Source organism: Herbiconiux sp. FW305-C-125 (assembly GCF_058783455.1).
Genome location: NZ_JBYSYO010000014.1, coordinates 38,932 through 54,763 on the forward strand (window position 1 = coordinate 38,932; position 15,832 = coordinate 54,763).

Annotated in this window: 22 protein-coding genes; 15 read left to right on the forward strand and 7 right to left on the reverse strand. The window is 64.8% G+C overall.

The features are described from left to right. Positions 1-403: 403 nt before the first annotated feature. The 7 genes from AC3WLB_RS22405 to AC3WLB_RS22435 are packed head-to-tail and all read left to right on the forward strand — an operon-like array spanning position 404 to position 2,896. A complete protein-coding gene (locus tag AC3WLB_RS22405; RefSeq protein ID WP_492509866.1) occupies positions 404-646 on the forward strand; it encodes a glutaredoxin domain-containing protein in 243 nt (80 codons plus the stop codon). A gap of 29 nt (positions 647-675) precedes the next feature. Beyond that, a complete protein-coding gene (locus tag AC3WLB_RS22410; RefSeq protein WP_492509868.1) occupies positions 676-1,113 on the forward strand; it encodes a hypothetical protein in 438 nt (145 codons plus the stop codon). Further along, positions 1,110-1,742, forward strand: coding sequence for a hypothetical protein (locus AC3WLB_RS22415; protein ID WP_492509870.1), 633 nt, complete (start codon positions 1,110-1,112; stop codon positions 1,740-1,742). The genes AC3WLB_RS22410 and AC3WLB_RS22415 overlap by 4 nt, the downstream gene beginning before the upstream one ends. Positions 1,743-1,745: 3 nt before the next feature. Next, positions 1,746-1,961: a hypothetical protein gene (locus tag AC3WLB_RS22420; RefSeq protein ID WP_492509872.1), complete on the forward strand. Its 216-nt coding sequence runs from the start codon at positions 1,746-1,748 to the stop codon at positions 1,959-1,961. 42 nt (positions 1,962-2,003) lie between these two features. Further along, positions 2,004-2,213 (forward strand): type II toxin-antitoxin system HicA family toxin, encoded by a 210-nt coding sequence (locus tag AC3WLB_RS22425; RefSeq protein WP_492509874.1) that lies wholly within the window; start codon positions 2,004-2,006, stop codon positions 2,211-2,213. A 16-nt stretch (positions 2,214-2,229) separates the two neighbouring features. After that, positions 2,230-2,637 (forward strand): hypothetical protein, encoded by a 408-nt coding sequence (locus tag AC3WLB_RS22430; protein WP_492509876.1) that lies wholly within the window; start codon positions 2,230-2,232, stop codon positions 2,635-2,637. Between the two features lies 1 nt (position 2,638). Then, positions 2,639-2,896 carry a hypothetical protein gene (locus AC3WLB_RS22435; protein WP_492509878.1) on the forward strand — a complete coding sequence of 86 codons (258 nt, stop codon included), beginning with the start codon at positions 2,639-2,641 and terminating at the stop codon, positions 2,894-2,896. 19 nt (positions 2,897-2,915) lie between these two features. Here the strand turns inward: AC3WLB_RS22435 and AC3WLB_RS22440 are convergent, their stop codons facing one another. The 4 genes from AC3WLB_RS22440 to AC3WLB_RS22455 all read right to left on the reverse strand — a co-directional run bounded on the left by AC3WLB_RS22440 (position 2,916) and on the right by AC3WLB_RS22455 (position 5,148). Beyond that, the gene (locus AC3WLB_RS22440; RefSeq protein ID WP_492509880.1) at positions 2,916-3,374 is read right to left on the reverse strand and encodes a ParB family protein; all 459 of its coding nucleotides are present in this window, start codon (positions 3,372-3,374) and stop codon (positions 2,916-2,918) included. Further along, the gene (locus AC3WLB_RS22445; protein ID WP_492509882.1) at positions 3,371-4,249 is read right to left on the reverse strand and encodes a ParA family protein; all 879 of its coding nucleotides are present in this window, start codon (positions 4,247-4,249) and stop codon (positions 3,371-3,373) included. Before AC3WLB_RS22445 ends, AC3WLB_RS22440 begins: the two co-directional genes overlap by 4 nt. A gap of 109 nt (positions 4,250-4,358) precedes the next feature. Next, complete coding sequence (locus AC3WLB_RS22450) at positions 4,359-4,598, reverse strand: glutaredoxin domain-containing protein (protein ID WP_492509884.1); 240 nt, start codon at positions 4,596-4,598, stop codon at positions 4,359-4,361. Positions 4,599-4,836: 238 nt separating this feature from the next. Further along, a complete protein-coding gene (locus AC3WLB_RS22455) occupies positions 4,837-5,148 on the reverse strand; it encodes a winged helix-turn-helix domain-containing protein (protein WP_368499899.1) in 312 nt (103 codons plus the stop codon). A 363-nt stretch (positions 5,149-5,511) separates the two neighbouring features. Here AC3WLB_RS22455 and AC3WLB_RS22460 point away from each other — a divergent pair, with 363 nt between their 5' ends. The 8 genes from AC3WLB_RS22460 to AC3WLB_RS22495 all read left to right on the forward strand — a co-directional run bounded on the left by AC3WLB_RS22460 (position 5,512) and on the right by AC3WLB_RS22495 (position 13,596). Beyond that, positions 5,512-6,705 carry a MinD/ParA family ATP-binding protein gene (locus AC3WLB_RS22460; protein WP_492509886.1) on the forward strand — a complete coding sequence of 398 codons (1,194 nt, stop codon included), beginning with the start codon at positions 5,512-5,514 and terminating at the stop codon, positions 6,703-6,705. Positions 6,706-6,722: 17 nt separating this feature from the next. Then, on the forward strand, positions 6,723-7,034 hold the full coding sequence (locus AC3WLB_RS22465; RefSeq protein WP_245741745.1) for a hypothetical protein: 312 nt from the start codon (positions 6,723-6,725) through the stop codon (positions 7,032-7,034). A 63-nt stretch (positions 7,035-7,097) separates the two neighbouring features. Continuing rightward, complete coding sequence (locus AC3WLB_RS22470) at positions 7,098-7,724, forward strand: hypothetical protein (protein ID WP_492509889.1); 627 nt, start codon at positions 7,098-7,100, stop codon at positions 7,722-7,724. Then, positions 7,724-9,118: a hypothetical protein gene (locus AC3WLB_RS22475; protein WP_492509891.1), complete on the forward strand. Its 1,395-nt coding sequence runs from the start codon at positions 7,724-7,726 to the stop codon at positions 9,116-9,118. The genes AC3WLB_RS22470 and AC3WLB_RS22475 overlap by 1 nt, the downstream gene beginning before the upstream one ends. Then, the gene (locus tag AC3WLB_RS22480) at positions 9,115-10,764 is read left to right on the forward strand and encodes an SCO6880 family protein (protein WP_492509893.1); all 1,650 of its coding nucleotides are present in this window, start codon (positions 9,115-9,117) and stop codon (positions 10,762-10,764) included. The genes AC3WLB_RS22475 and AC3WLB_RS22480 overlap by 4 nt, the downstream gene beginning before the upstream one ends. Beyond that, a complete protein-coding gene (locus AC3WLB_RS22485) occupies positions 10,761-12,257 on the forward strand; it encodes a putative type IV secretion/conjugal transfer ATPase (RefSeq protein ID WP_492509895.1) in 1,497 nt (498 codons plus the stop codon). The genes AC3WLB_RS22480 and AC3WLB_RS22485 overlap by 4 nt, the downstream gene beginning before the upstream one ends. Positions 12,258-12,261: 4 nt before the next feature. Continuing rightward, positions 12,262-13,347 (forward strand): hypothetical protein, encoded by a 1,086-nt coding sequence (locus AC3WLB_RS22490; protein WP_492509897.1) that lies wholly within the window; start codon positions 12,262-12,264, stop codon positions 13,345-13,347. Between the two features lie 39 nt (positions 13,348-13,386). Then, on the forward strand, positions 13,387-13,596 hold the full coding sequence (locus tag AC3WLB_RS22495) for a hypothetical protein (protein ID WP_492509899.1): 210 nt from the start codon (positions 13,387-13,389) through the stop codon (positions 13,594-13,596). 39 nt (positions 13,597-13,635) lie between these two features. On the opposite strand, the gene AC3WLB_RS22500 is transcribed toward AC3WLB_RS22495, so the two are convergent. The 3 genes from AC3WLB_RS22500 to AC3WLB_RS22510 form a co-directional block, all read right to left on the reverse strand. Beyond that, positions 13,636-13,737: a DUF1508 domain-containing protein gene (locus AC3WLB_RS22500; RefSeq protein WP_492510011.1), complete on the reverse strand. Its 102-nt coding sequence runs from the start codon at positions 13,735-13,737 to the stop codon at positions 13,636-13,638. Next, positions 13,715-14,770 (reverse strand): SURF1 family cytochrome oxidase biogenesis protein, encoded by a 1,056-nt coding sequence (locus tag AC3WLB_RS22505; RefSeq protein ID WP_492509901.1) that lies wholly within the window; start codon positions 14,768-14,770, stop codon positions 13,715-13,717. Before AC3WLB_RS22505 ends, AC3WLB_RS22500 begins: the two co-directional genes overlap by 23 nt. 158 nt (positions 14,771-14,928) lie before the next feature. Further along, positions 14,929-15,690, reverse strand: coding sequence for a TerC family protein (locus AC3WLB_RS22510; RefSeq protein WP_492509903.1), 762 nt, complete (start codon positions 15,688-15,690; stop codon positions 14,929-14,931). Positions 15,691-15,832 lie beyond the last annotated feature (142 nt).

Genomic DNA, 15,832 nt, shown 5'->3' on the forward strand with positions numbered 1-15,832 from the left:
GGGACCTCTCACCTCACCACAACGGGGGTCAGATCATTAGCACCCCTTTGGCTGAGCCGGACAGCAAATCACTTGATGTCTCCGTTCATGAACGCCGCTAAGAATGGTGGAACAGAAACCGCCCACCCATCAGGCGTGGGTTTGGCGCTCCGCGGTGACGATCCCGAAACCTGGCCGGCCAGGCAAATAGGGCCGGCCTGCCGGCCGCTGTCTCTTTCCCGCTGCGCTCGACATCTCCGGCCAAACCCTCGCTCACACGGTAGTTCGCTCCCGGCGCTCCGTTCCGGACTTCTCGGACGCGCCCCTTCGGGGCTTATTTCGCCCGAGAACTCCGGCACTGCGCGCCTCCCGCTCACTGCCATGCACGTGAGGGTTCGACCCGAGAAAAAGTTTGGAGAGCACCATGACAACCACCATCACGACGAAAGTCACCGTCTATAGCCGCCCGGGCTGCGTGCAGTGCACCGCCACGTATCGCGCGCTCGACCGCAAAGGCATCACCTACAAGCCTGTCGACGTCGACCAGACGCCCGGAGCTGACGAGCTGCTGCGCGAACTCGGCTACCTGCAGCTGCCCGTCGTGATCGTCACCGGCACCTGGGATGGCTGGTGCGGATTCCGCCCCGACTGCATCGACGCACTCTGACCCGACCGCTCTGAGAGAGGACGACAGCCATGCTCACACTCACCATCCCCGACGGCACCGCGATCACCGCCGACACCGACGTCGAACTTGCCTCGAAATGGCTCGACCACCAGCACGGGAAGAACTGGGGCACCGGACTCATCCCCTTCGACCAGAACGACATCATGTATTCCACCCTCGACGAACTCGCCCTGATGCGCGACGGCATCCTCACCGGCTACACCGTCACAGAGAGCACCCCCATCGACACGGCCATCCTCGATCGATTCGTCGACGCCTTCACCTGGGACACCGCGGGCGACGTCGCCGCGACCCTCAACTGCGGCGAGATCGACGCTCTAGCCGATCTTCTCCGCGCCGCTGGAGCCCCCGACCGGGCAACCCTCTGGATCGAGCGCCACGCCGAAGGCGACGAAGAAGGCGACGCCCACTATCTCAGCGCCGACGACCAGGAGGCAGGACGATGACCACCACAACCATTACCGTGCCGCTCGTGGCCGCGATCGAAGGAGCCTGGGCCGCGATCCAGGAACGCCACGAGGACGTTCCCGAGGTCGTCGTGACCCTCGCCTCCGGCAATGGCCGCGGCGGCATGGCCTTCGGTCACTTCGCCGCCTCGCGCTGGGCTCGCGGCGACGCCCTCGTGCACGAGCTGCTGGTGGGCGGTGAAGGACTCCAGCGCGGCGGCCGCGCGGTGCTCGGCACCCTCATCCACGAAGCCGCCCACGCGGCCGCCGAGGCCCGCGGGATCAAAGACACCAGCCGCCAGGGCCGATTCCACAACACCCGCTTCAAGGCCATCGGAGAAGAGTTCGGGCTCACCCTCACCAAAGACCCCTCGATCGGCTGGTCGATCACCGACGTCCCCGACACCACCGCCGACAGCTACCGGCACGTCATTGACGCTCTCGACGCCGCGATGGTGGCCTACCGCCTCACCGACATCGGAGCCGTGACCAAGAAGACGAACAACGGTGTGGTGGCTGTGTGCGAGTGCGGGCGGAAGCTCCGCGTCAGCCGCTCCACGTTCGAGGTCGGCCCTATCGTCTGCGGTGTGTGCAACGCTGAGTTCGAAGCTGAGGACGATGAGGGGTGAACCATGCAGGCGCTACAGGCGGCAGGCTTTGTCGTCTTCGCCTGTGGCGCCGTGCTGTTCGTACTCCCCCGTGTGCTGCCGATCCGCGGCCGCGGCCGCCGCGGAATTACCCGCGTATCCCTCGCCGCATTCGCGCTCGGGCTGATGCTCATCATCGGCCCTCTCATCGTTGGCCTGATCGGCCACGCGATCCTGTATCAACTAGGTGAAAACATCTAGTCCCCCTTGATGTTTACTATCTAGGGGGACTAGACTAGTCTTATGACGAAGCCGCAGAAGTACCGGGACGTTACCAGGTTCCTGCGATCGAAGGGCTGGGAGTTCAAACGCCAAAAGGGCAGCCACGAAATCTGGGGGCCGTCCGAATCCGGCATGATCTTCTCACTCGTCGCTCACAAGGGCGAGGTTTCGGTCGGAGTGGTTCGACAGATTCAGCAGATTTTCCCGGATGCGCCTCGTGAATGGAATTGATGTGAAGACAAGCCAGATGCCCCGTACGCTCCAGGCACGCGCCTACCGTGACGCTGGCAAGTGGTGGACGATCGAGATTCCCGAACTCACCTCCACCGGCCCCAACGGCTCCACCATCGTCGCAATCGGCGGCGCCGTCGCGTTGAAGGACGTCGACCAGGCCGCCCGCGACCTCGCCGCCGTCTGGCTCGACGTCGACGACGACGAGATTATGGTTGAGGTGACCGTCGAGCTCCCCGAAGCCGCGGCCACGATGTGGGCCGAAGCCAACGAGAACGAAGAGCACTCCCGCGAAGCGGCAGCAGCGGCCGCGCGCCTTCGGCGCGAGGCCGTGCAAACCCTCAAGAAAAGCGGACTCACACAGGCCGACGTCGCCCGAGCGCTCGGCCTCTCCGCCCAACGAATCAGCCAGCTCTCGCACTGACATGAACCCTCAACCCGCCGGTGCCAACGACATCCGCCTCAACGTGCGCGAGTCGCTGCAGCAACTCGTCGAACTTCGCGAGCAGGGCCGTGTCGTCATGACACAAGACCGGTACAACACTGACTGGACCGACTCGCGCCAAGCACTCGATGCCGCTATCGGCTCGCTCGAGCAAGCACTCGACGCGATGCTGTGGATGGAAACCCTTCCCCATGCAGACGGCGGTTACCCACCCCTGGTCGAAGAAGCGACCGACTGACACAGGAAACGCTTCGAGTTCACGAGCCGAAGGGCCGCCCCTGCCGGAAGGCTCCCCCGTTGGGGGTGAAGGCCTCTCCCCCGTTGTACTCGTCCGCCAGCCGTTGTAGTTCGCGCTGAACGGCACCCTCGACCAGTGCCGAGAATGATTGGTACCCATCGGGAAGCCCAGCCGTTCGCAACACCGCCGTCTCAGCAGTCTTCTTAATTGACCGCCGTAGCGTTACGGTCACAGGCGCCTTAGCGTCTTGTGCGGCATCAGTGGCCACTGGCGCGGGCGGGGCAGGCGATCCGACGGGCTTCCGCCGTGGAGTCGATGCCTTCTGCCTGGGCGGTGAGGAAGGAGCGCCATTCGTGGCCGTGGCCGATTCCGACGGAGTCTCCGTGGGCGCTGCCGCTGGTGTCTGCACCGGCTCGACTATTGGCACAAGCTTGATGGGGCTCGCGCTGCCTGGGCGTCGTCGCTGAGGCTGAGTCATGCGTTTGCTCCCGTCGGAATCAGTTGGTCGATGAATCGCGATGCGAGTGCGTCGTAGAGGGCCACTGTCTTTCGCGAGTTTCGATCGTTGTATGAGTTCAGCGATGCTGCAGCCGCGTCGGCTTCGGTAAACCTCGACCACTCGGGGATGTACGGAGGATTGACTGTGACTCCCCCATCTGGCCAATGAACTGGGCCCTTGAGATTCCAGACCAGATCACCGAACTGTTCTTCGATGCCCTGGATTTGGAAGTCATGCTCTGCAGTCGGTTTGCGACGAGTGACGACAACGCCGGCGACCCTGAGGTCTGGATTGACCAGGTCGACGGCGTGGCGCTCGACGAAGTCGCGGACGCGTATAGCCGCCTCGATGGAGTCGTACGCCGGGTCGGTCGGGATGAGGATGGTGTCGGCTGCGGCAAATGCCATCTGCACCAGGTGCCCGAGGTCCGGACGGGTATCGATCAGGATGACGTCGTAATCATCGATCCAGCCTGTGAGTGCTCGACGGAGTCGACGGACGGCACCCAGTACGGCAGCCTCGGATTCGCGATTGATGAGGTCATAGCGTGAGGGAAGAACGTCAATCAGTTCTGACTCTCGGGTGGGGTTCCCGTCGCCGTCGACCCAGCCGCACGCGAGAACGGCTGACTCCCCCGCGCCGTCTTCGCCCGACTTGATGACTTCCGACATTGTCACAATCGCGTTCTGCGGATCGATGTCGATCCCCAGCCGTCGCGTTGTGTTGGCTTGCGGGTCGAGATCAACAACGAGGATTCGCAAACCGCGGCGCGCTAGAGCCGCAGCGAGCTGCACAGTGAGGTGCGATTTGCCCACCCCGCCCTTGTTGTTCGCGATCGTCGTGATGTGCGGCATTACTCCTCCTAGAAGTATTGCATTTACGTTATCGCAATAGTTCACATATAACCAATACTTTAAAGTATTGTATTCACATACTTTACGGTAACTATTGGAATGCAATAATCTATTGCATTCCAATACATAGACGTGCAAGCGGGACAATCAGGTCAGGGCGAAAGCCAGACCAGTGAATTGGGCCAGCGATCACCACGGGGAGCTGTTGGTGGCCGAGGGAGCGCAGGAAGCTGCCGGATTCAGGCAGCTCATCGACGTCGAGGTACTGGTGGGTGACGTCTTTGATCTCAAGGGTTCGGATTGTGGCGTCGCATTGCACGCAGCCGCTTCGTCCGTAAACGGTGACCATGATCTGTTCCTCCTAGACGTTTCGAAATGCCTAAACCGGCAAGAGCATCGAGAGTGAGCGGGAGGCGCGTGGTGCCGGACTTGTCGGGCGAAATAAGCCCGTCAGGGCGCGTCCGAGAAGTCCGGAACGGAGCGGTGGGAGCGAGCTACGATGTGGCGGCCGGTCTTGGCATTGGGGTGACCGCGTAGCGGGGGAGTGGGGTTGACACGTAGGTGTCAATCAGCTCGAGCTGACGGAGTCAGCGAACCATCCAGGACCACAACAGGCTGAGGTCGTCGACGAACTTTCCGCGATCAGCGGAGTATCGGACGGTGCGCCCGTTGCGTTGGCCTTCGACGTCGGCGGTGACGTAGCCGGCCTCTTCTAGGTCGGTGAGCGAGACGCGCGCGGATGCGGGGCTCACCCCTGTCGCGTCCGCGATCGCGGCCACTGTCGACTTGGGGTGGTCGAGGAGGAAGCGCAGCGTCATCATGCGCGAGCTGCCGGAAATCGAGCGATACGCCACTTCGGCTCGCTCGGGCATGTCTGTCGGGTCGCGACGGCTCGGCATGGCTCCATTGTGCCTCGGTGCCTGACGGACCGCCGTGTGGCCTGAAAGGTCAGGCAGCGGGTCATTCATGGGATCAGATCTCCTACCTTGGATTTCAATTACAAGGTAAGCCAATGTGGCTTGCCGTCGGAGGTTGGGGGTAGCCTACTGATCACGTGACCATTACGGGGGTAGAAGAGCATGAGCGATCTGAGTCGCATTGGCTCAATCCCGCGGGTTGGTGTCGTGCAGGCGGGAGTCAGGAAGCGTCTAGCTGATGGTCGGGCAGCGCGCTGTGAGTCGTGAGATTCGCGGTGTGTGTAGTCAGCCTTTCCGGTTGTCTATAACTTTCATGCACACGAAATGAGACTGGGAGTCCCAAAGATGAGTTCAGAACCTGTCGGTGAGTCGCGTACATCCCACTTCTCGGGGGCCTACCAGGCCGCCGGCTACGTCGAGGACTCGGCCCCGCCTGCTGGCCTCCGGGCCGTCGGCGGGGGAGTGGCAACCGAGGTCGCCCCGGCCTCACTGCCGGCCGAGGTCGTTATAGCAGTCGAGGTCAACGAGGAGCCCGGACGCGCTGTCGGGGCTCACGCGGCACCGATCACGGATGCAGAGTTCCAGGCGGAGCTCGCGCCCGAACCACTGGACGACCTGGCAGTCATCAGCACAATTGAGAAGGCGCCCACGGCCACCCAGGGGTGGCGCGGGCTGATGAGTCGACTCGGGTTGAAGATGGAGCCGGGCGAGGCGGAGAAGCAGCAGCTGCAGGCGGCCGCGCAGCTTGGGCAGTGGGAGACGGTGATTCGGCAGTTCGTCGGCACGGAGGCCGTCGGGGTCCTCGTCGCGAACCCGAAGGGCTCGAGCGGCAAGACCCCCACGTCGATCGTGCTCGGCGGGTTGCTCGCCACGATCCGCGGCGGATCGGTCGCAGTCCTCGAGGTTTCCGACGACCGAGGAACGCTCTCCTTCCGTGCCGAGGGCAACCCGTCGCGTGGGGTGGCGGAGCTGGTGCGGGATGCGGAGGGTATCCGCAGTGCTGGCCAGCTTGCCGGCTATACCGCCCCGCAGACCAGCTACGCCTCGATCATCGGTTCCGTCGGGAACCGTGCCCCGTTGACCCACGACGATGTTGTGTTGGCGGCTCGGGTCATTGATGAGTTCTACGCCATCCGGGTCATGGACTCCGGGAACCAGCCGACTAGCTCCGCATTCGCCGGCGCGATCGAGACAACGGATGCGCTCGTCGTGCCGGTGCTGAACTCGGCCGACGTGGTGCTCGAGGCCGTCGCAATGCTCGACCGGCTCCGCTCGGAGAGCCCGAAGGGTGCCCAGCTCGCGAACACGGCAATCATCGTGCGCCTGGTCGACGGACGTCCGGAGAACCCGCAACTCGTGGCGCGGCTCGACAACATCATCGACCGCGCCGGCGTCGGGGGAGTGTTCACCATCCCCTACGACGCCCACATCGCAGAACGCGGCCAAATCGCCCTCAGCAAGGTATCGCCGGCTACCCGGGCCGCATTCACCGCGGCCGCGGCCGCCGTCGTTCACACCATCCAGAAGAACACCAAGTAGGCCAGAAGGAGACAATCATGAGCCTCACCACCCGCGTGCTGGCGATCGACAACCCGATCGACGGCATCATCCCGGACTTCGCAATCTTCGGCGCCGAGTTCACCGCCCTCTGGCAGAAGCTCCTCGCTGGCCTCTGGGGCTTGGCGATCGTTGCCGCGGTCGTGTTCCTGATCGTCAACGTTGCGTCGATGGCGACCGCCTCCGCCGGCAACAACCCGATGGAGTACAAGACCAGCCGCACCCGCGCACTCGTGTCGGGAATCTCCCTCGGCATCCTCGCCGCCCTCGCAGTTATCGTGGGGGCGATCCTGGCCGTCTTCGGGAGCTGATCCATGCGAGCCGAAGCGCGACCACCGCGCCGCATCTGGCCCTGGTTCCTCGCCGGCGCCGCCGTGATCGCAGCCGCGGTCGTCGTGCTCGTGATCGCCCTCCGGCCGGCACCGACCAACCAGGTCGACGCCGCACCCGTGCCGACCCCCACGCCGAGCACCACGGTCGTGACAGACCAGGAACCGACAGGATGCCTCGGCGGGCCGGAGCGCGACGCAGCGATGCTGCTCGCGGCACAGGCGGCAGCGCCTCACACGACTAATGGGGCAGTCGAAGTGGCCGCAGCAATGGTGCGTTTTACCTTCCGTGACCCGGCTGTGTCAGCCGATGAAGCAGCACAGGTCGAGCCGATCCTTTTCGCCTCTACCGCCACACCTCAGTTCCGCGACTTGACCGGCGCTCTGCCCCAGGGACAGAACAATTCGTCGGGCGTCGTGCCGAACGGCACGCCGTTCTACCTGTCGACTGTCCCTGGGGTCTGGCACGTCGAGTCGGCCGAGCCTGACCGCGTCGAGGTATCAGTTGGCGCGGGGTACGTCGTCGACGGCGAGCTGAGTGCCCAACTGCGATCGTCATCAACGCTGGCGCTCGTCTGGGAAGACGATAACTGGAAGCTCGAGAGCGGCTCGATCTCGCGCACGACGCAGGACCTCTACGCGATCGGAACCACCTTCACCGGAGGCTGCTGATGGACAACGAGTGCCAGAACTGGATCGACTGCGCTGCAGGCGGTATCGGAGACGTCATCAACGGCGGTGGTCAGGTTCTCGGGTTCTTCCAAGACCCGTGGGGCAAGACGTTCGAGGCGATGCGGGACGCATCCAAGAGCCTCGCCAATGACCTGCTGCCAGCGTTGACGTCGGCGACCCTGCCCGACCTGTCTGTCGACTGGTTCCTGAGCGCCTACGCGATTTCGTTCGCGACGGCGATCCTCGTCATGGTCGTCATTCTGCTCATGCAGCTCGTGCGCACAGCACGCGGCCAGCAGTCGGGCCGGGCACTGGCCGAATCGCTCGGCCTTTACACGCCGCTGTTCCTCGGCGGGGCGATGTTCGGGCCGCTGATCGGCCTGCTGCTGGTGAACTTCTTCCACTCGCTCTCGAGGGTGTTCATGAGCTGGGGCATCACCGGCAGCATCGACGACACCATCAACGGGTTCCAGACGATGCTCGACGAAGCTGACCCGGTCGGCATGGCCGGCGGGGTGCCCGTCGCCGCGATCTTGATGATCCTGATGCTCATCGGCTTGCTGCTGGTGCTGTGCATCCTGATCGTGCAGCTCGTCGCGCTGTACTTCATGGGCGTCATCGTGCCGCTCGGGATCGTGTGGATCATCGACGAGAACCACCGCCGATTCGGGCTGCGCGTCATCGGCCTCTGGGTCGGCATCCTCGCCGCCCACCCGCTGCTGTTCCTGCTGCTGGGGGTCGCGTTCCAGATGATGGGTTCGAGCGTGAACACCTTCGGCAACAACGCCTCCCTGCAATCGCTTGTCGGGCTCATCGTGGCGGTGATTGCGCTGTTCATCGCCGCATTCTCACCGCTGTTGTTGAAGAGCTTCGCGCCCGTGATCCCGCTGGGCACAGGCGGCAACAACGGTGCCGGGAAGGACCCTGGCTCGTGGGGCTCGGACAAGCTCACCTCCGTCGCGGAGAAGCAGCACCCCGAATCCACTCAGCAGGCGCGTCCCACGAGTGAGTTCCAGGGCGCATCCGGGGTCGCGGACGAGCTGCCGGCCTCGAGCGCAGGTGGTGGAGGGCTCGGCGCGGCAGCCGCCCAGCGAGCCAGCATCGGAACCGCAGGCGCAGGTAGCGGCGCCGCTGCTGGTGCCGGTGCAGGGGCCGGCGCATCCGGTGCTGCAGCGGGCATGGCCGGCGCAGGTGAAGGCATCGCTGCGGGAACTGCGGCGGCCGGGGCCGGGGAGTCCGCCACGGGCGTCGGCGCCGTGATCGGTGTTCCGACGCTGGTGGCCGCCGGTGCGATGGCGGCAGGAGCGAAGGTCGGGGAGAAGGCGATCGAGTACACCGACGCGGCCGCGCAGCAGTCGCTGGACACGATGGATGACGAAGGAGCCGGCCAGTGACCACGGAACAACTCCACAGTGATGCCGCCCGCCACATCGGCGGCGAGAGCGGGCACCGCTCGTTCTTCGGCGGCACCGTCTCCAAGACCCGCATCGTGGGCCTCCTCGGCGCGTTCCTCGCCATGCTTGTCCTCACGCCTATTCTCGGCATCTGGGGCCTTGCGCTCGGCCTCGGCGTGGGCCTGGTGGTGTTCTTCCTGACCCAGCGCACGCACCGCGGGTCGATCCTCGACCGGCGCACCCGCCGGGCACGGTGGCGAGCACGGGTGAAGACCGGAACAGATGCGTTCGAGCCGTTCGATGTCGCCGAATGGGACCAGCGCGAACAAGCCGCAGCGCAGGCCCACGGCCGCACCGAGAAGTGGGAGGCCGCCCGGCAGCTCACGATCATGCGAAGCCACCCGGACGGCGCCGACGGGATGGGCTGGTTGCAGTGCGGCCACAACGAGCCCGGGATCGCCTGGCACGCTCCGCTCGGTGAGCAGCCGTACCTGTCGGTCACGTTTACCGCGACCGGGCAGGTATCCGGGTCAGAGTCGTCCGCGAAGCTCCGCCGCGCGGCTGAGGCGTTCGGTCTGTTCCTGGCGTCTCGGGCAACGCCAATGAACCTGGTCAGCGACGTGCAGATGACCACCCGCGTACTGCCGGCAGATTCGGCGATGCAGGAGTTCTGGGTGCTCAGCTCCCTTGACCCGGACGCACCGGCCGAGGCTGTGCGTTCTTACGAGAACGTGCTGCGCCTCAATAGCGAAGACGCGATGGTGCAGCGGCACTTCTTCACCGTCTCCTGGCCGATCACGGCCGCGTTCCATGACGCGGCCGCGAAGTACGGCCAGGGCCGTGACGGGTGGCGCGGGTTGATGCGGCAAGAGATCGCCTCGACGCTCCGCGGCCTCACCGAGGCCCGCGTCGGGCACGTCGACGTGCTCACCGCACGCCGCCTGGCCGCGGTGATGCTGCACCAGCAGAACCCATCACGACCAATCGACCTCGTGAAAGGCGTCGACCCGGCCCGTCTCGGTGTCGCGTCGCACGATGAGTTCTCAGCGCAGATCGTCGAGGACGTCGACCCGATCATGGGTGGCCAGGTGCAGTGGTGGCACCGCACGGCCGCGATCCGATCGGAGAACATGGCGATGGGCGCCCGCGGCCAACTCTGGGCGCTTGACCTCCTCACCGGCTCCGACATCCGCTTCATCCGCACCCTGTCGTTCCACCTCCACCTCGTACCGAAGGGCGAGGCGAAAGCCGCGACCGCGAAAGACGTCACCCGCGACCGCGCCGACCGTCTTGACGACGCCCAGAAGGGCCGAGTCGAGAACGACGAGACCGGAGCCAACCTGTCCGCAGCTCGCCGGCGGGCGCTCGATCTCGCCCACGGGTCGCCTCACCACGGCGGCGCCTGGGTCGGCTACGTGACGATCTCCGAACGAGACCGGGACGCACTCATGCGCGCCTCCCGCGCGCTCGAGGAAACGTGCGCGACCGGGCTCGGGATTGAGCGGCTGGAGTGGCAGGACTCCTACCAGGCGGCCTCATCCGGCACGACCTGGCCGATCGGCCGCGGCCTCACCCCCGGCCGCTCGTCGTTCGGGTCGAAGTTCATCAACGCCCTCGCGGGCAAGAGCGAGAGGGAGGCGCTGTGAGCGCACACACCGCAGACACCGACAAGCGCCGGAAGACCGAACGCAAGGACGCCGCGAAGGCGTGGCACACGATGCCGGTGCTGCGCGCGTTCGCACCGCCCGTCGAGACCGCGTCGCAGGTCGACGAAGTTACCGGCGAGGCGCGCGAGATCGTGCCGTGGACGATGCCCGGGACGCGGCTCCGCACCAAGCTCAGCGCGGCCCGCCGCGGCTTCTACGCACCCGCACTGCCAGGTGCGCCGACGTCGACCCGGCAGGCTGAAATCCTCAACACGGCGATCATCGGGGCACCGACAGGCACCAACGGGGTGGTGATCGGCCGGGACGTGCTCTCGCGCACGATGATCGCCCACGACCCAGTCACCGCCTACAACGCATCCCCCCGGCTCGTGTCGAGCCCCAACGTCGTCGTGATCGGCGACGTCGGCTCCGGGAAGTCATCGCTGACGAAGACCGTCTACGTGATCCGGCCGCTGCTGCTGAACAAGCGGCGGGCGTGCACGTTCGACAAGAAGGATCGCGGGGGAGAGGGCGAATACGGTGAGCTGGCGCGCGCTTACGGGCACGAGCCGATCAAATTCGCCGTCGACGGTTCCGGCACACGCCTCAACCTTCTCGACCCGATGATCAGCCGCGGCACCGGCATGGTTGGGCAGATGCAGCTCCTGAACGTCGTCGCCCGGCTCGCCCGCGAAGATCAAGCACTCAACGAATGGGAGGAAGAAGCCCTCCGGGCCGCGCTACGCCGCACAGTCGCCGAGCACCAGGAGGGCCGCACGCCGACCCTGGCGGATGTGCTGCCAAACCTTTCCCGGGTCGCCGACATGGACGACTACGCCGGCCTCTCACCTCAAGCGATCGACGCCCTCCACCAGGCCGGCCTGTCGGTACGGTTCACGCTCAACACGCTGCTGCAGGACTACGGCGGGCTCCTCGACGGCGAGACGTCGAAGAACGTTGACCTTCGGGGCAAGCTGACCGTGTTCGACATCTCGCAGCTCCCCGACCAGGGGCCGGCGGTGCCGGCGGTCATGGCGATCGGGCACATGTGGCTCCTCGGACGTCTCCGCGAAGATCGCGGGTGGGCGACGAACTGCATCTACGAAGAGGGCTGGCACATCGCCGCCGGACCCTCCGCCCAGCTCGCCCGCTCGAACCAGAAACTCTCCCGCGGGCTCGGGCTGTCGAACGTGTTCGTGTTCCACAAAGGCACCGACATCCCACCCGGATCGCCCGGCATGGCCATGATCCAGGAAGCCCAAACCGTGCACGTGCACCGGCAAACCCTCCGCGAAGACGCCCTCTGGGCGGCCCGTACCTTCGCGTTCGGGACCGATACCGCGCAGCAGATCGAGCGCCTGGCCGACGGGCACCACATCTTCAAATACGCCTCCCGGCCCGAGACGCTGGTGCAGCACATCCGGTCCCCGTGGGAGACGCAGATCACCGACACCGACGAAGCATTCAAAGCCGCCGCCGGCATCCAGGGATAACCAGATGGGCTGGAAACTCCCCACGATCGCCGCCGCCACCGTTGTTGCCTTCACGGCCACCGCGGTGCTGTTCGGCATGGCACCCGACGCCCGCGCCGGATGCGGCGGCGGCGTCGTGAATGCGGGCGCCGCCGGCAGCCAGTCCATTGCGGGCTTCTCCGGAGAACAGCTCGAGAACGCCGCACAGATCATGAACGCGGCCGCGGAGCTCCAACTCCCCACCGAGGCACAAACGATCGGGGTGATGACCGCGATCGGCGAATCGACCCTCCGGAACCTCGACCACGGCGACAACGCCATCAACCCCGACGGGACCATCGCTGACTCCGTCGGGCTGTTCCAGCAGCAGGAACGCGGCTACGGGCCGCTCGCCGATCGGATGGACCCGTTCAAGGCGGCGACCGCGTTCTTCACCCGCCTCATGGGGGTGCCCGGGTGGCAGACGATGGAACCCACGCTGGCCGCGCACGCGGTTCAGATCAACCTCGACCCGAACTACTACACGCCGTTCTACGCCCCCGCCACGGCCATCGTGCAGGGGCTGATCTCGACCGGCGGTGCCGGGGCGTGCGCAATCAGCGGGGATGCGGTGCAGCTCGCGCAGCAGCTCGTCGACGCCGCCGACCAAGGACGACTCATCGGCTCCACCCCCGACCACATCAAAGAAATCCGATGGATCGCGCAGGGGCAGGCGGTGCCTGACTGCGGCGTCGACGTCCGCATCCTTCAAGTGCTCGTACTCTCACTCCAGGTTTTTGACCAGGTTGGTGTCTCCGACATCAACCGGAAGTGCACCGGCCAAATCGAAGGCGCCGGCACCGCCTCATCGCACTACTTCGAGGGCGGCGGGCTCGCCGTCGACTTCTACCGACTCAACGGGCAGGGACTCACCGGCGCCGACGGGAACTCGCTCCGCCTCATCAGCGCCCTCGACCCCGTCATGCCCGACGGCGCACGCGTCGGCCAAATCGAATGCCGGGCCGAAGCCGGAACCACGATCGCCACGACGCACTTCACTCAGTTCGATGACACCTGTACCCACCTGCACATCGACGTCGGATTCACCGACGGCACCCTCACCGCCGGTTGACACCTACGCGTCAACCAGCTCAAGCAGAAAGAAGCCCCCGTGATCTCCAGCGGCTTCAACCTCTCAGGGATCCTCATCGCCATCCTCGCCTACGCCATCCCCATCGCGATCGTCCTATTCGCCTCCTACTGGGTCATCCGCTCGGCGGTGCAAAGCGCTCTACGGCGGCACCAGCTCTGGCTCGAAGCGCGCGACCTCGACAACCGCCGCGGCCCCACCGGCGCCATCGGAAACGACCCCACCAACTAACCCACACCATCGAGGGCAAGCGCCCCGCGCGCGGCAGCCCTACGACAGATCAACAACCTCAGCATCCGCAGCGTCTTTCTTCACGGACTCGATGCCGTTCTTCGCCGACGAAGGTCCATCAGGGCTCGTCGTCCACGGGATCGAGCGGCATGTGAATGACGTAGATGGTTGGCGACTCGGAGATTTCTCCGGTGCTGATGCCCGTTCTGTCGGCATCGTCTCTCGCTCCCGGTGAGATAGCTCGCGGCAACGAGCCGGGTTGTGATGCTGAATCGGCAGAGAGGCCCCAACGAGAGAGTGGAATGTACCCGTCGATCGATTCATCCTCAAGCTCTTCGTCCGTGAACGGCTTACTCGCGCGCTTGCGCATCCGCTTCGACGCTCGGACCCGCTCTTCCGGGTCGTCGATGTTCAGCCGACGGTACTCCTTGCGGATGGCGAGTCCGAGCGCCACGAAGCCGATCAGGGCAAACAGCAACCATTGCCCCGCGTAGGAATAGTGAGTTCCGACGTCTTTAATAGGCGGCGTCGTCTGGATCGGGGTGAGCCCCGTTTGCGCGGCGGGCGACTCGCTGTCGAGCACCCCGTACGCCCCGGTATAGAGGCGCCCGTCGATTTTCTGTTGGACGGTGGAAAGAGTGATCGACCCGATCTGGTCTCCCGCCGGAGTTCCAGATCCTCGTAGCGTTTCGCTCGGCCGCAGTTGAGCGACGATCTTCACCGTTCCGGGCGGGGGCTGGGGTATGAAGTCGGGGGCTAGTGGGTCATCGGGGGCGGGGGCCACCCAGCCACGGTCGACCACGAAGATTGAGCCATCGCTCAGCTGCAGAGGCGTGAGAACTTCGAACCCGTTGTTGCCGCTGTTGGGCCGGTTTCGCACAACGAGTTCGTCCTCGGCGCGGAAGACACCCGTGACGGTGACGCGTTGCCAGTTCTGGTCGGGGTCGTAGGTGTCAAGGGTGGTTAGGGCTTCTTCGATCAGGATCGGGTCGGCGAAGAAGTTCGCGGCGACAATCGCGTTATCGGCCGTTGCCTGCCGGCCGCGATCAAACTGCCAGTTCGAGAGAAGTGCGCAGACGACCGCGAAAAGGAGGGCCGAAGCGATATATCCGACCCACCGCCATGTGCGCAGGAATCGCCACCCGGTCATCCCTTCGGTGACGGTGTCGTACACCGCGACAGGGCCCCCTGGCCGGGCCATCCGAGTAGCGAGCTCTCTGGCTTTCTGAGGCTCGAGATCAGCCCGGGTTCCGGCCCTGATCGCCGAGCCGTCCACTTCCTTTCCGTCGCCTGGTCTCATCGGGGCTCCCTGACGGCTACTGGGTTCGTTGGTCACTCTTCGTAGAGCTTCACCGGTTCGCGGCTTGCACCGTTGTGCTTGTCCTGGCGTCGCTTGTACGCGAGGTTCAGGGCCTCGACGATGATGGCGAAGGCGATCGGACCATAGATGAGGGCCTTATCGATTTTGACCTCGAATCCGTCAGCGATGAGGAAGGCTCCGATCAGTACCAGGAACGCAAGGGCGAGCATCTTGACCGTCGGATGTCGATTCACGAAGGCGAAGATGTACTTCGAGCTGATCAGCATCACACCGAAGGAGAGCACTACGGCTCCGATGATGATCACCAGATTGTCGACCATGCCCACGGCCGTGATCACGGAGTCGAATGAGAACACAATATCCAACAGCAGGATCTGGACGATCACAGCCCGGAACGACACCGCCTTACCCGTTGCTGCAGCACTCTCGCTTTTGCCCTCGAGTTTGTCGTGAATCTCGCGGACAGCTTTGTAGACCAGGAAGAGTCCACCGAAGATCAAGATGAGGTCTCGACCGGAGAACCCCTTGCCGAAAACGCTGAACAGATCCGTGGTCAGGGTGATGATCCAGGACGCCCCAAATAGCAAGGCGATCCGGGCAAACATTGCCAGGGTGAGACCGAGTATCCGGGCCTTTCCCTGCTGCTCAGGGGGGAGCTTTCCCGCGAGGATCGAGATGAAGATGACGTTATCGACGCCGAGAACGATCTCGAGGACGAACAAGGTCAGGAACGCAATGATCAGATCCGGTGTGAAAGCGAACGAGAGTTCCACCTTGAAGTCTTATCTCCTGTCGGTTTAGGGCGACCGCTGGCGCGGCGGTAGGTGTGAGTAACCTAGCGGTTATGGTTCAGCTTTCCCTGTATAAAGCAGGGTCTGTATCATTGTCCCGTCGGCAGTAGGCCCTCACGCGTTC